Source organism: Methylotuvimicrobium buryatense (genome assembly GCF_005931095.1).
In the GTDB taxonomy this organism is placed as follows: domain Bacteria; phylum Pseudomonadota; class Gammaproteobacteria; order Methylococcales; family Methylomonadaceae; genus Methylotuvimicrobium; species Methylotuvimicrobium buryatense.
Map to the genome: position 1 here is coordinate 2,706,873 of NZ_CP035467.1, position 12,052 is coordinate 2,718,924.

Genomic DNA, 12,052 nt, shown 5'->3' on the forward strand with positions numbered 1-12,052 from the left:
GTGAATGGAAAAATCCTGGGTCGATAAGTTAAGCCGTCCATGGTTCGACAGGCTCACCACGAACGGCTTAACTTAATGACAGTGATACCTTGGCTACCAAGGCAAGATCGGTATGCATTCACACGCAGGGAGGAAAAACGCGGCCATCGCGCTCCTGCCTCACCTTACAAGACAATTATCACTGAGCGACAATGGCTTCGATTGTCGCGGCGAAAGCGTCGCTTCCTCAGTATTAGACCTCGAAATCATCTACCCATCAAACCGCTTGCCATTCAAATAATTATTTCGGTTCAGTTTATATTCAGCCGACATAACAATAATACACCTCAACAAAGCGCTTTTTTACTTTGAAATGCCAAAGAATCAGCACAGTTTCATTGAATTTTTAGCATTAATTGGACGAAAGCCAATCTTTGTTTCGCTATACCCATACTATTATCCTCCAGCCGAAGGCAATGGCTAACCGGAACATGGAAGTACCGGAACTTTTTGTGTAACGCGTTTTGTTTAAAAAACTCATAGCTATTCAGTTAACTTTTTTATGAGGATTAAACCTAATGATGTGCAAACTTCCGCATTCTCACGTAGCCACAGGCAATCGGGCTTGCTGCCATAATTTAGCTATTCGCACTCACGCTTCCTTATAAAACAACAACCTATACACAATCCTTCAAATACACCGAATGATTACAGAAACTCAACCACGCTTTATCTCAAAATCCTAGCGAAACAATTCGGGAAATAATCCCAATAAAATAAACAAATTGTATTTGAATTTTTACGTTAAATCCCCTATTCTTTGCGGCTTTAACTTTTAATCGAACCGTAACCGGGTTATGGTTCTTTTTTAATCACCAAGAGAGGTCAAAAATGAAAAAATCCTTAATCGCAGCAGCAGGTTTCGCAGCCCTGACTTTAAGCAGCCAAGCATTCGCAGCCGGAGACGCAGCGGTCGGCAAAAAAATCTATGATCGCGCATTCGGTCGCGGCTGCGGTGCTTGCCACGATATTTCATCAAACCCGCAATTACGTGAACTGATCAAAAGCGGCGCTTTAGACCGTGCAAAATTCGGTACCGTATTGAAAGAGGGTAAAGGCGGCATGCCTAAAGCTACCGATCAGATCATGAGCTTGGGACCGGTCAAAAAAGCCGGTTTAAGCGAAGAACAAGCAATCGATGCTGTTTACGAATTCCTGAGCAAATAAAAGTAACTGGAGTTGTCGGTCAAGCTTAAACGTTTGACCGATTTGCCCAACAAAAAAGCCGCTAACGATTATCCGTTAGCGGCTTTTTTGTTACTTTGGTATCATCACATTCCTCGTTCCCACCGCCCCAGCGTGGGAATGCATACCGAATCTTACATGGGGTTACCAAGGTATGGGTTCCCACGGGAGGACCGTGGGAACCAGAAAAACAGGTCATTCCGCCAGGGATTGGCGGAATCCAGCACCACGGTTGGCAATGCTTAGCTTCACACTTATGTAACCGGAAGATCGGAAATCCATGCCGATATAACGAAATAAAGCGGCAAATGCACTATGTGATAAGCACTAAGTTGGCGCTAATGGAGGAGTTACTCTTGCTTGTTTTATCGCCCACTGGTGACGCAGAGCGTCTAGGGATGCATTCCCACGCAGAGCGTAGGAACGATGATGCATTAGAATTAATGCTTACCTAAAAAACCGCGACGGGCATTTTGGTGAACTAGCCTTCTGCGCGTTCTAAACCAAACGCCGGCAATTGCCGCGAGCATGAGGCCGCAGGAACCTAAAGTCAAATAAATCAGATTCTTTAATTGCGACATTTCAGCCAGCAACTGTTCGTTATTGGCTTCAGAAAGATTGGGTTTAGCCGCATCGGAATAAGAGCGCAGCATCTTCACATCGTTTTTAAGATCCGCAATCGTCCCCAAAGAATAATTGACGCTACCTAATTTCACGCTTTGCTCGAGCGTTGTCAATTTGCTTTCTATCGAGCCGCTGATCAAACCGATCAACTGCGCCTTGAGAATATCGATTTCAGCGGACATGGCAGGATTATTAGTTTTATTAAAAGCCTGCTCTATTCGAACGGCCTTTAAATGGTTGATGGCGTCCTGAGTAGGCATAAGAAAAAAACCCATCAGAAAGACCATAGCTGTTAAAAAAAACACCGCATAGATCAAAACCCTGTTTACCTTTACCAGACTCTGATGCGACGGAATTCTTTCCACAACGATCAAACCACTGTCCCGTCCATTACCAGAGTTCGAATTTAGCTTTTCGCTCATTATTTCTTCCTCTCGATACGGAATTCCTTAGCTGACAGCTTCCCCACCGAAATTTTTTATTATTGACAAAATTGACCCGCATAAATCGCCTTCATCCGAGAACCGCACAGTAATGTCTAATAATAAGCGGTTTGAGATAAAAAATTAACCTGGCAATTATACAAGTTTAAATAGAATTGTCCTGCTTTTTATCGGGATCGTCAGGCAGCCAAGCAGCAAGACGATCCCATATCGGCTCAACGGCCTTTTTTTGCCGCAATACGCATTCTCAATGCATTCAATTTAATAAAGCCTTCGGCATCCTTTTGATTATAGGCGCCGGCATCGTCCTCGAAAGTCGCGATCGACTCGTCGAACAAGCTATCGGTATCGGAAGCACGACCGGCCACAATGACATTGCCTTTATACAGTTTTATCCTAACCGTACCATTGACATTGGCCTGCGATGCATCGATCATTTCCTGCAACATTTTCCGTTCAGGACTCCACCAGTAACCGTTATAAATCAAACTGGCATAGCGCGGCATCAATTCATCCTTCAAATGCGCGACTTCTCTATCGAGCGTCAAAGATTCGATCGCCCGATGCGCTTTAAGCATGATCGTACCGCCCGGCGTTTCATAACAACCTCGCGACTTCATGCCGACATAACGATTCTCGACGATATCGAGCCGACCTACGCCATTGGCGCCCGCGACTTTATTCAATTTCTCCAACACTTCGGCGGGCGAATGAGGCACGCCGTCGATTGCGACGATATCGCCGCCTTGATAAGTCAATTCGATATAAGTCGGCTCGTCGGGCGCCGCTTCCGGCGAGACCGACCAACGCCACATCGACTCTTCGGGCTCCGCCCAAGGATCTTCGAGAATACCGCCCTCATAGGAAATATGCAGTAAATTGGCATCCATCGAATAAGGCGATGCCTTACCGCGTTTCATTTCGACCGGAATGCCGTGTTGCTCGGCATAGCTAAGCAGTTTTTCGCGCGAGGTCAAATCCCACTCACGCCACGGCGCGATGATATGAATATCGGGACGCAGTGCATAAGCACCCAATTCGAAACGAACCTGATCGTTGCCTTTGCCGGTCGCGCCGTGAGAAATCGCCTCGGCGCCGGTTTCGTTGGCGATTTCGATCAAACGTTTCGCGATCAACGGACGGGCAATCGACGTACCGAGCAAATATTCGCCTTCATAAATCGTATTGGCGCGGAACATCGGAAACACGAAATCGCGCGCGAATTCCTCGCGCAGATCGTCGATATAAATTTCCTTGATGCCCATGGCCTGAGCTTTTGCGCGCGCCGGTTCGACTTCTTCGCCCTGACCGATATCGGCGGTAAATGTGACCACTTCGCAAGAATATACATCCTGCAACCATTTCAAAATGACCGACGTATCCAAACCGCCGGAATAAGCCAAAACCACTTTATTAATATCGGACATATCGCCTTAAAATACCTTGAGTTGAAAAATGCCGTGAATTATACCGTAAAAAAGCCGTAACAATAGCATCGAATCCTGCGTTAACCGGTTAATTGGTTAACATCCGAACGCAATAAGAGCAGTTTATGCGCGCGGTTCAATCGCTTGATGGCAATCTCGCGTTTCGTTGCGGAACTGCGGTCGTGCCCGCCTTCCAAATAAACCAGACGCGATGCTTGCCGTCCTCGAAAATATTTGGCGCCCAGTCTACCTTCCGAATGTTCCCGGAAACGCCGGTCGATATCATTAGTAATGCCGGTATACAGCGATTCGTCGCTACAAAGAATCATATACACGAACCACTGCATCGCGAATTAGTCGTCCTGTTTGATCTTGAAGCTATGCACCCAAACCAAGTGCTCCGGCTCCCAGGTCATACCCGGATGCATCGATAGAATCAACGCGCGATAGCTTTCCAAATTCGGATAACCTTCCGCCTTGGCGTGCTCATCGGTCATATCGCCTAAACGCTCGCGCTGCAAATCGGTTACGACGAATGCCGTTCCGTCCAACTCGAAAACCTCTCCCGGCCAAGCATAAACGCCGTCCCGGCGTTGTTGAGTTTTCACACCGGACTTAGCGGTCTCGATAAGCTTCGGATGACGAATCAAACGATCGATGGAACAGGTTTTCTCAGGGTATTGGGACATAATGACTAATTTCCAAAAACTCGAAAGTATAGCGGACCTGTCGTTATACACAAGCACAGACGACATAAGCGCAGCAATTCCCAATTTGGAGATCAAAAAGGGTGTGGGGTATGCTTGGCGAGGATGTCGGCAGCAGGGAGCTGCCGCCAAGCTCCCATGGATGGGTTTACGGCGTTCCTCGACAGGCATACCCCACACCCTAAAATCGGCGAAACTGCTCAAACTGGGAATTGCTGACATAAGCGCCAACTTCTATGGTGCATTAGCGGCATTATTGGTCATCTCGGCATGGATTGCCGATTTCCAGGTTTCATGGATGTGAAAGCACGCATTGCCATCCGTGGCACTGGATTCCGCCAACCCCTGGCGGAATGACGCGTTATTTTCTTAAGTTGGCGCCTATGAGCATAGACGACCTGCCGTATAAAAACGGCAACCGGACAATGGATACCATTGAGCGTGAGTACTGTGGGAGCGACGCCTTCGTCGCGATTTCGGAGTCGCAAATGTTGGGTAATAAATAAAGACATCGAGGCCACAGTCGCTAAAAAACAAGCATATTTTTTGCTAGCCAAATTTCAGCACAAGCTCGATAAACTTTGACCGGATCAACTCAAAATCCTATTCACGCCGCCGGTAAACAACAACACATCTTCCGGAAACAACTGCACGCCCAAGGTTTTGATTTCGCCGCATTCCGGCAAACGATAACAACGAATATCATCCTCCCGCTCATCGATCAAATGCCCAAGAGCCTGTAACAAGCGCAACAAACGAGGCCGCTTCATCACAACGATAAAAACCGAATACTGCACCGGCAGACCCTGCCTTTTCAAAACCCGATGGGTTTTCGACAAACGCTTAGGATCGGCAATATCGTAAGAAATCAAATACAAACCCGCCGAACTGTCCGCCATTACGAAGCCCCCATCAAAAACCGGTGCAACTTATTGACCGTGCCCCGAAACAAGATACCGACCCGATCGGAACGGCCTTGATACAACTCGACCAAGGCGCGTTCGCCGGGAAGCGCCGAAGAACGCCCCTTCATATCCAGCAGCGGCAAATAAAAATCCCACAGCAACAAGCGGCTGAAATCGGCGGCTAAATCCAACCGGTTAACTTGAACGGATTCATCCTGCACATCCAATCCCTGCTCTAGTAACAACAACGTCATTTCGCCATACAATAACGACTCGATTCGATTGACGACATTCGGCCAATCGTTCATTAAATTCAAGCGCAAACCGCTAAGCAAATCCGCAACCGGTATTTCCCGCCAATCATGCAATCCCGCGCGCCGGGCAAAACTGCGAGCCGCCATTTTTTGCATGGCCGCCCGCCAAGTTTCATAACGTTGCATGCCGTCCGGCATTGACAATAAATCAAGCAAACGCTGGGCAAACAATTGCCTATCCCGGCTGACGCCCAACCAACGCGCCCTGACCTCGCCGGTTTTCGACAAGATCAAAACGACGATACCGGCATCGGCGCAAGCCAGCAATGCGCCCATCGTCCATTCGACCGAACCGGAACACACCACGCGCGAAATCCGCGCCAACGGAAACAACCGGTCGGCTTTATCCGGCACCGAAATTCTGAGCGCCGGCTCGTCCAAAACCACGCGGCAACCGGGTTTGCCTTCGATATACAAGGGCCGCATTCTTAACCCTCCGCTTCCGGCCGCAGCCTGTCGGCCAAAGCATAACCGTAACGGCGCAACAAACGCCGGGCGCTACCGACTTGGCTCTCGTAAAAACCGTAAAAACGCTGTCGGCCTTCTTTATTAAGCAAACACCGGCCTTTATCGTCGCTGAAATGCTCGGCCCGCAAACGCCGCTCGCGAAACAAATGCCAAACCCATTGATCCATCAACGGCCGCAACGGCTCCATCAGATCGCAGGCCAAAGAATCCCGGCCGAAACTAACATCGTGATAAAAACCCAGCATCGGGTCTAAACCTACCCAATGGCAAGCCCTGACCGCATCGTAATGCAGCAGCGTATAACCCAAAGACAAACACGCGTTGACCGGGTCCGGCGGCGGACGCTTCTTACGGCCGGTAAAATTAAGCGAATCTGCGAACAAATGCCGGTAAGCGCCGAAACACGCCGCCGCTGCGCTACCTTCATAACCCCGCAATTCCGACAATGAAACGCCAAACGCATCGCCGCGTAACGTCCCGCCGATACCTTGCAAGGTATTCAGCGCGCCCGTCAAAGGCTTTCTCAAATCGGGACGCGCAGCCAAGGCATCCTGCAACAAACGCTGCTGCCCTCGCAACTTGGCCAATACCAACCACTTCGCCAGCGGACGCCGTGCTTCATCGCTCAAACTCATCCGGTACTGCCCTAACCTTCTAACCGCATCGCCATGCGGCTTAGCCGCCAACATCGCGGTCGCTTCGGTAGACCGCCCCGACAATACCAAAAAACCGATATTGCGTTGGGTCAACGCCCCCAACACCCGGCTTTCCAATTGAATATTGCCTCTCACTATTACGCGATCCAAAAGATGCAACGGAACCGTCCCTTTCTTTTGACCTGCTTCATAAAGCGCCAAAGCCTGGCCGTCGAGCTTGACCGCCAACTCCTTTCTATCCAAATACAAACTGCTCATCGTTCACCCCACATAAAAAAACGAACCGTCCTGAGGCAACACCGCCTTACCGAGCGTACGAATCGACTTCGGCCCGACCAACTTCAGCAAAATAAAGCGGTCTTCCACAGGATCGATAACCCCGGCAACTTCATCCAACAGCGCACGTTTTTCCGCCGGCGTCAAAAAACATTCGAACACCGACTTCTGCCCGCCGGACGCATAAGCGCGAAGCACATACAAAGCCTTGCGCAAACGCTTGTTGCAGGAAATATCGTAAGCCGCGAGATAAAGTTGCCGTTTTGTCATGGTTTGACAGCATAACGGCAAATTGTGGATATAAGGGGTTTGGCAAGCTTGCCGGGTTTGGGGGTGAGTGGTTAGCGGTGAATAGTGAATAGTGAATAGTGAATAGTGAATAGTGAATGGATTTGCAAGGCGCGTCGCGAGTTCCCGCACTAAAACGCTTTAGCCTGGAACACCTAATTACGGATGTACCAATGCTCGAAAAGTCTAAACCCTCTGTGGGAGCGACGCCTTCGTCGCGATATCGAAGCCGCTGCCGCCAAACAACCGTTGTCGTTTTCGAAGGCTACAACGTTTAACTCATTGGATTTCTGTGCTTAGGCATTGCGACTTCGATTCCGTTATTCGATTTTTGGCATTATCGGCCTCGACAATCGCGATCTGGGGATCGCTCCCACCATGTGGCTTTTATACTCAGCAATAAATTCAGCAACGGTGGGCGCGTCGCGAGTTCCCGCACTAAAACGCTTTAGCCTGGAACACCTAATTACGGATGTACCAATGATCGAAAAGTCTAGACCCTCTGTGGGAGCGACGCCTTCGTCGCGATATCGAAGCCGCTGCCGCCAAACAACCGTTGTCGTTTTCGAAGGCTACAACGTTTAACTCATTGGATTTCTGTGCTTAGGCGTTGCGTCTTCGATTCCGTTATTCGTTTTTTGGCATTACCGGCCTCGACAATCGCGATCTGGGGATCGCTCCCACTAAAGCGATTATCGTTCCAACGCTCTGCGTTGGAATGCATCCCGCAACGCTCCAGCGTTGCGAATCCAATTTAACGGAAAGAGGCGAAACGCCGCTAGACCGGCACGCCTAAAAGCATTTATAGCACAGAGCGCAGACGAAAAATAAAACGCTCCGCCGTTTCATCAACAATGCGGAGCGCGGGATTAAAGGAAGGAAAAGCAACAGAAAAAAATCAATCTACGACCACCGTAGGCGGTACATTGACTTCCTGCTTCAATTCGGCGGCCTCATAACTGTAAATAGCCGGATTATAAGCTTTATTCACATATTCGATAGTCAACGGAATCTCGGTTTCTTCACCCGCATGCGCATAACTGTGAATGGCTTGCCCGTATGCTCTATTGACATAGATCAGAGTCGGTTTCAGAGATACCACGCCGGCTTGTTTGCTTAAATAACTATATATATTGTGATTGATCGATTTGGATTGATAAATGAATTGGGGTTGATGTTCCGTTTCGGCATTCATTCTCGCTTCCGCACTTAATGGCGCCATGCCGATCAATGCTGCGGCCAATGCTACCGACACAGTGTTTTGGGTTCTTCCTGTTTTTGTTTTCATTGTTGTGAACCTCATTTTGTTAAGAGCACATCTGAGACTCAAGACTTGCGGCTGAGGTTCCAATGAAAATTCAACGCTGTTTACAGCAACAGGGTCAAGATACCCATAGCGCCATGATGCCTGACTATATTCCGTTAAACCTGATTCGCAACGCAGGAGCGTTGCGGGATGCATTCCCACGCAGAGCGTGGGAACGATGAAAGTGCACTCCGTACCCTTTTTTACTCTCAAATGGGGAATTGCTGCTATGTAGATTGCTCGTAATTATGGCTCTTCCGAACTTGCCGTGGTAATAGCGGATCGACACCGAATAAAAAAAGAAGATTTTCTTTAAGCAGATGGTATTAAATGTAATTTATTCATTAAGAATTAGCTTTGTCACTAATCTTTCAAATTACCACGGGAAATCCGGAAGAGCCGTAATTATTCACATCCCCCTATCGTTCCCACGCTCCAGCGTGGGAATGCAGCCCGAGACGCTGGAGCGGTACTCAGGCAAAACCGTGCTAAACATCAACAGAGATCCAAGTCTTAATCCCTTCTTAATAGTAATTATTTACAGCCCTTATCGTTCCCACGCTCCGGCGTGGGAATGAAGACCGAGACGCTCTAGCGTCTCGTACCGCTGGAACGGTACTCAGGCATTCCCACGCAGAGCGTGGGAACGATAAAAATAATCAAAAAAACCGCAGTCTTAATCCCTTATTAATAAAGCCTGGTATTCAAATTTGAAGAAATTTGGACAGACTGGCAAGAAACCTTAGTCTTAATCCCTTCTTAATAAGGTCTGGTATTCAAATCCATCAACTCCGCCTGTCCAGCAAACCCGACTACAGTCTTAATCCCTTCTTAATAAGGTCTGGTATTCAAATAACATTCGCCCACCTCAACGAGGCCCCGGAAGAAGTCTTAATCCCTTCTTAATAAGGTCTGGTATTCAAATCATTTCAGCCTTAAGCTTAAGTTAATGTGGCGTCTTAATCCCTTCTTAATAAGGTCTGGTATTCAAATCGCCCAACAATCCAGGCTCTCGGCCCTGCCGACGTCTTAATCCCTTCTTAATAAGGTCTGGTATTCAAATACGGATGGCTTTCTAATACCATTAATTAAAGAGGGTCTTAATCCCTTCTTAATAAGGTCTGGTATTCAAATTATTAAAATAAACGGTAAAGGTTTAATCTAATACGTCTTAATCCCTTCTTAATAAGGTCTGGTATTCAAATGGTAAAGTAATTTCCCACTTTACGGCGGACGGATTGTCTTAATCCCTTCTTAATAAGGTCTGGTATTCAAATAAATGGATTTGCCACCTGTTTGCAGTTCGTCTTAATCCCTTCTTAATAAGGTCTGGTATTCAAATCGATATAATAAAAAATGGGCGTGTAATCGCTCACGTCTTAATCCCTTCTTAATAAGGTCTGGTATTCAAATAATGACATCCAATGATATTGAAATCGAAATTGCGTCTTAATCCCTTCTTAATAAGGTCTGGTATTCAAATGAGTGGGACAACCATCGTTACTCGAAATCATGTCTTAATCCCTTCTTAATAAGGTCTGGTATTCAAATTGTGCCGTTCGACGCATGGCGCGGCAACGTGTGTCTTAATCCCTTCTTAATAAGGTCTGGTATTCAAATTGAACATCATGAAAAGCTTCAACGAAACCACCAGTCTTAATCCCTTCTTAATAAGGTCTGGTATTCAAATTTGACGGGCTAGAAAAATTGTTGCTTGTTTTAGGTCTTAATCCCTTCTTAATAAGGTCTGGTATTCAAATTATTGTTAAAGGTGTCAATGCTCAAGCTATGTCTTAATCCCTTCTTAATAAGGTCTGGTATTCAAATGTATAACCTAAACTTTATATATATATATATGTCTTAATCCCTTCTTAATAAGGTCTGGTATTCAAATCTACTTGTTGCGCGAATCTTTCCCGGATTTGTCTTAATCCCTTCTTAATAAGGTCTGGTATTCAAATATCTAATAATGAACTATTCACACAAATAATAGGTCTTAATCCCTTCTTAATAAGGTCTGGTATTCAAATAGCTCGCCTCTGTTCTCCTTTTGTTATCAATGGGTTGCAAAGGGGGTTGGCGGGATTTTCGGCTTTTGAAAAGTTAATTGCTTTCATCTGATCCATTCCGTCAATTTTTGCGATAAATGCGCCAAACTTCGATGCGCGCAAATGGCGATGCCGAGATCGTGCGCTCGCTGCAGATCGTATTTATTCGGCGGGTTGTAGCTTACCAGCATTGCGCGGGCTTGTAACCCTCCCAATAGATCCTTGAGGCTATCGAGTTTGTACAATGCCTGGGTATTTTTGTTGTTGACCGGATTTTTGTCGTGATGGGTTTTGCATTCTATGATGTATAGCCGGTTGTCCTTGAGCAGCGCGATATCCATTTCATTCCTGATAGGCGGCTTCCTGTGGTTGCGTTCGACCTCGATGCCTCGGCCCACGTCTTGCAATACTAGAGTTTTTTTCAGGTTTAGGCAGATGCCCCATACATGTTGTTCCAACCAACCGCCGTTGATGTAAAAGCGTGTTTCCTCGCTGGGAAAGATTAGTTGGCCGCTTTTTAATTCGAGTAAGCGATGGTCTTGGAATAATCCGATCAAATTTTCGAGCTGGCGGTAATTTTGATGCTTCGGGTCCAGTGCAACTGTCAGCGCGGGTTTTGCTTTTGCCGCGTAAGCATTGAGCACACGCAACGGTTCGGTGTAGGTTTCCGCGTTTAGGATCAGAGTTTTTGTCAATTCCCGGAAGCGTCGCGGCACGCCGTATTTATCGCCTTGGGCGGTCACTTCGGCACCGAAGGCTTTTAGAAACTCCGGCAGTTTTAGGCGATCGGCCAGGTTCCCGCCAGGTTGATCCGCCGGATGCATCCAGATTATTCGGTCGTACTCCGGGTGTACATAAAAAATCGGCTTATCGAATTCACGAAAGACTTCATAGGCTGCAATACTCATCGGTTTGGTGCCGCCGGTGGCGTTGAGCGCGATGTTTTCATGATGCACGGCGAGCAAATCGACAACTTGATCGCGAATGTGTTCGATATCCCAGGCGTTTTCGACCGGCCAACGAGTTATATTGCCTACCCTGCTTCGGATCACCGATTCCAACCAATCGGCGCGTTGCCGCATATCGGCGCTGACCAGCATAATGACTTTCCGGGGCCGGTATTGCTCATCGAGTATCGGCGTGATGTTGGGCACGGCTTGGGCTGAGATTAGGATGAGATGGGTATCGATGTTCATGGTGTTTTTGGGGTTGATATTCTTGTTCAGTTGGGCTTAGGGCCAACCGCCGTGGGCCGATAGGGTTTTGAGCTAGGTTGTCGAAAAAAGCCGCTTTTAGCAAAGTGCCGTGTTCCCGCTTTTTAAACTCAAAAAATTTTGGAATTTGTGTAATTATTCACATCCCACTA

At 47.5% G+C, this 12,052-nt stretch carries 13 protein-coding genes and 1 CRISPR repeat array; of the genes, 3 read left to right on the plus strand and 10 right to left on the minus strand.

Annotated features, from left to right (window positions below; all coding sequences use genetic code 11):
- Nucleotides 1-870 precede the first annotated feature (870 nt).
- Nucleotides 871-1,206, plus strand: a complete 336-nt coding sequence (locus EQU24_RS12095; RefSeq protein WP_017839255.1) for a c-type cytochrome — start codon at nucleotides 871-873, stop codon at nucleotides 1,204-1,206.
- 458 nt (nucleotides 1,207-1,664) lie between these two features.
- On the opposite strand, the gene EQU24_RS12100 is transcribed toward EQU24_RS12095, so the two are convergent.
- From EQU24_RS12100 to EQU24_RS12115, 4 genes are all read right to left on the minus strand, one after another.
- Nucleotides 1,665-2,270: a hypothetical protein gene (locus EQU24_RS12100; RefSeq protein WP_017839254.1), complete on the minus strand. Its 606-nt coding sequence runs from the start codon at nucleotides 2,268-2,270 to the stop codon at nucleotides 1,665-1,667.
- 236 nt (nucleotides 2,271-2,506) lie between these two features.
- Entirely contained in the window at nucleotides 2,507-3,718 is a 1,212-nt protein-coding gene (locus EQU24_RS12105) for an argininosuccinate synthase (protein WP_017839253.1), read from the minus strand.
- Between the two features lie 80 nt (nucleotides 3,719-3,798).
- On the minus strand, nucleotides 3,799-4,065 hold the full coding sequence (locus EQU24_RS12110; RefSeq protein WP_026130003.1) for a GIY-YIG nuclease family protein: 267 nt from the start codon (nucleotides 4,063-4,065) through the stop codon (nucleotides 3,799-3,801).
- Nucleotides 4,066-4,071: 6 nt separating this feature from the next.
- Nucleotides 4,072-4,407: an ASCH domain-containing protein gene (locus EQU24_RS12115; RefSeq protein WP_017839251.1), complete on the minus strand. Its 336-nt coding sequence runs from the start codon at nucleotides 4,405-4,407 to the stop codon at nucleotides 4,072-4,074.
- 1 nt (nucleotide 4,408) lies between these two features.
- Here EQU24_RS12115 and EQU24_RS12120 point away from each other — a divergent pair, with 1 nt between their 5' ends.
- Nucleotides 4,409-4,729, plus strand: coding sequence for a hypothetical protein (locus EQU24_RS12120; RefSeq protein ID WP_017839250.1), 321 nt, complete (start codon nucleotides 4,409-4,411; stop codon nucleotides 4,727-4,729).
- A gap of 79 nt (nucleotides 4,730-4,808) precedes the next feature.
- Nucleotides 4,809-4,931 carry a hypothetical protein gene (locus EQU24_RS23295; protein WP_268869765.1) on the plus strand — a complete coding sequence of 41 codons (123 nt, stop codon included), beginning with the start codon at nucleotides 4,809-4,811 and terminating at the stop codon, nucleotides 4,929-4,931.
- Nucleotides 4,932-5,015: 84 nt separating this feature from the next.
- On the opposite strand, the gene cas2 (EQU24_RS12125) is transcribed toward EQU24_RS23295, so the two are convergent.
- The 6 genes from cas2 (EQU24_RS12125) to EQU24_RS12150 form a co-directional block, all read right to left on the minus strand.
- Nucleotides 5,016-5,324, minus strand: a complete 309-nt coding sequence (gene cas2 / locus EQU24_RS12125) for a CRISPR-associated endonuclease Cas2 (RefSeq protein ID WP_017839248.1) — start codon at nucleotides 5,322-5,324, stop codon at nucleotides 5,016-5,018.
- A complete protein-coding gene (locus tag EQU24_RS12130; protein WP_017839247.1) occupies nucleotides 5,324-6,070 on the minus strand; it encodes a CRISPR-associated endonuclease Cas1 in 747 nt (248 codons plus the stop codon). The genes cas2 (EQU24_RS12125) and EQU24_RS12130 overlap by 1 nt, the downstream gene beginning before the upstream one ends.
- A 2-nt stretch (nucleotides 6,071-6,072) precedes the next feature.
- A complete protein-coding gene (cas1, locus tag EQU24_RS12135; RefSeq protein ID WP_017839246.1) occupies nucleotides 6,073-7,026 on the minus strand; it encodes a CRISPR-associated endonuclease Cas1 in 954 nt (317 codons plus the stop codon).
- 3 nt (nucleotides 7,027-7,029) lie between these two features.
- Nucleotides 7,030-7,314 carry a CRISPR-associated endonuclease Cas2 gene (gene cas2, locus EQU24_RS12140; RefSeq protein ID WP_017839245.1) on the minus strand — a complete coding sequence of 95 codons (285 nt, stop codon included), beginning with the start codon at nucleotides 7,312-7,314 and terminating at the stop codon, nucleotides 7,030-7,032.
- 916 nt (nucleotides 7,315-8,230) lie between these two features.
- On the minus strand, nucleotides 8,231-8,620 hold the full coding sequence (locus EQU24_RS12145) for a hypothetical protein (RefSeq protein ID WP_235726372.1): 390 nt from the start codon (nucleotides 8,618-8,620) through the stop codon (nucleotides 8,231-8,233).
- A gap of 691 nt (nucleotides 8,621-9,311) precedes the next feature.
- Nucleotides 9,312-10,668: direct repeats of the CRISPR family, unit length 37 nt; unit sequence GTCTTAATCCCTTCTTAATAAGGTCTGGTATTCAAAT.
- Between the two features lie 83 nt (nucleotides 10,669-10,751).
- Nucleotides 10,752-11,882: a Card1-like endonuclease domain-containing protein gene (locus tag EQU24_RS12150; RefSeq protein WP_017839243.1), complete on the minus strand. Its 1,131-nt coding sequence runs from the start codon at nucleotides 11,880-11,882 to the stop codon at nucleotides 10,752-10,754.
- Nucleotides 11,883-12,052: the final 170 nt, after the last annotated feature.

Bases quoted from the DNA above. Each gene is read 5' to 3' on its own strand.
- EQU24_RS12120 (WP_017839250.1), top strand. From the start codon at position 4,409: ATGACTAATTTCCAAAAACTCGAAAGTATAGCGGACCTGTCGTTATAC.
- cas1 (WP_017839246.1), bottom strand. From the start codon at position 7,026: ATGAGCAGTTTGTATTTGGATAGAAAGGAGTTGGCGGTCAAGCTCGAC.
- EQU24_RS12130 (WP_017839247.1), bottom strand. From the start codon at position 6,070: ATGCGGCCCTTGTATATCGAAGGCAAACCCGGTTGCCGCGTGGTTTTG.
- cas2 (WP_017839245.1), bottom strand. From the start codon at position 7,314: ATGACAAAACGGCAACTTTATCTCGCGGCTTACGATATTTCCTGCAAC.
- EQU24_RS12100 (WP_017839254.1), bottom strand. From the start codon at position 2,270: ATGAGCGAAAAGCTAAATTCGAACTCTGGTAATGGACGGGACAGTGGT.
- EQU24_RS12095 (WP_017839255.1), top strand. From the start codon at position 871: ATGAAAAAATCCTTAATCGCAGCAGCAGGTTTCGCAGCCCTGACTTTA.
- EQU24_RS12115 (WP_017839251.1), bottom strand. From the start codon at position 4,407: ATGTCCCAATACCCTGAGAAAACCTGTTCCATCGATCGTTTGATTCGT.
- EQU24_RS23295 (WP_268869765.1), top strand. From the start codon at position 4,809: ATGAGCATAGACGACCTGCCGTATAAAAACGGCAACCGGACAATGGAT.
- EQU24_RS12105 (WP_017839253.1), bottom strand. From the start codon at position 3,718: ATGTCCGATATTAATAAAGTGGTTTTGGCTTATTCCGGCGGTTTGGAT.
- cas2 (WP_017839248.1), bottom strand. From the start codon at position 5,324: ATGGCGGACAGTTCGGCGGGTTTGTATTTGATTTCTTACGATATTGCC.
- EQU24_RS12145 (WP_235726372.1), bottom strand. From the start codon at position 8,620: ATGAAAACAAAAACAGGAAGAACCCAAAACACTGTGTCGGTAGCATTG.
- EQU24_RS12110 (WP_026130003.1), bottom strand. From the start codon at position 4,065: ATGCAGTGGTTCGTGTATATGATTCTTTGTAGCGACGAATCGCTGTAT.
- EQU24_RS12150 (WP_017839243.1), bottom strand. From the start codon at position 11,882: ATGAACATCGATACCCATCTCATCCTAATCTCAGCCCAAGCCGTGCCC.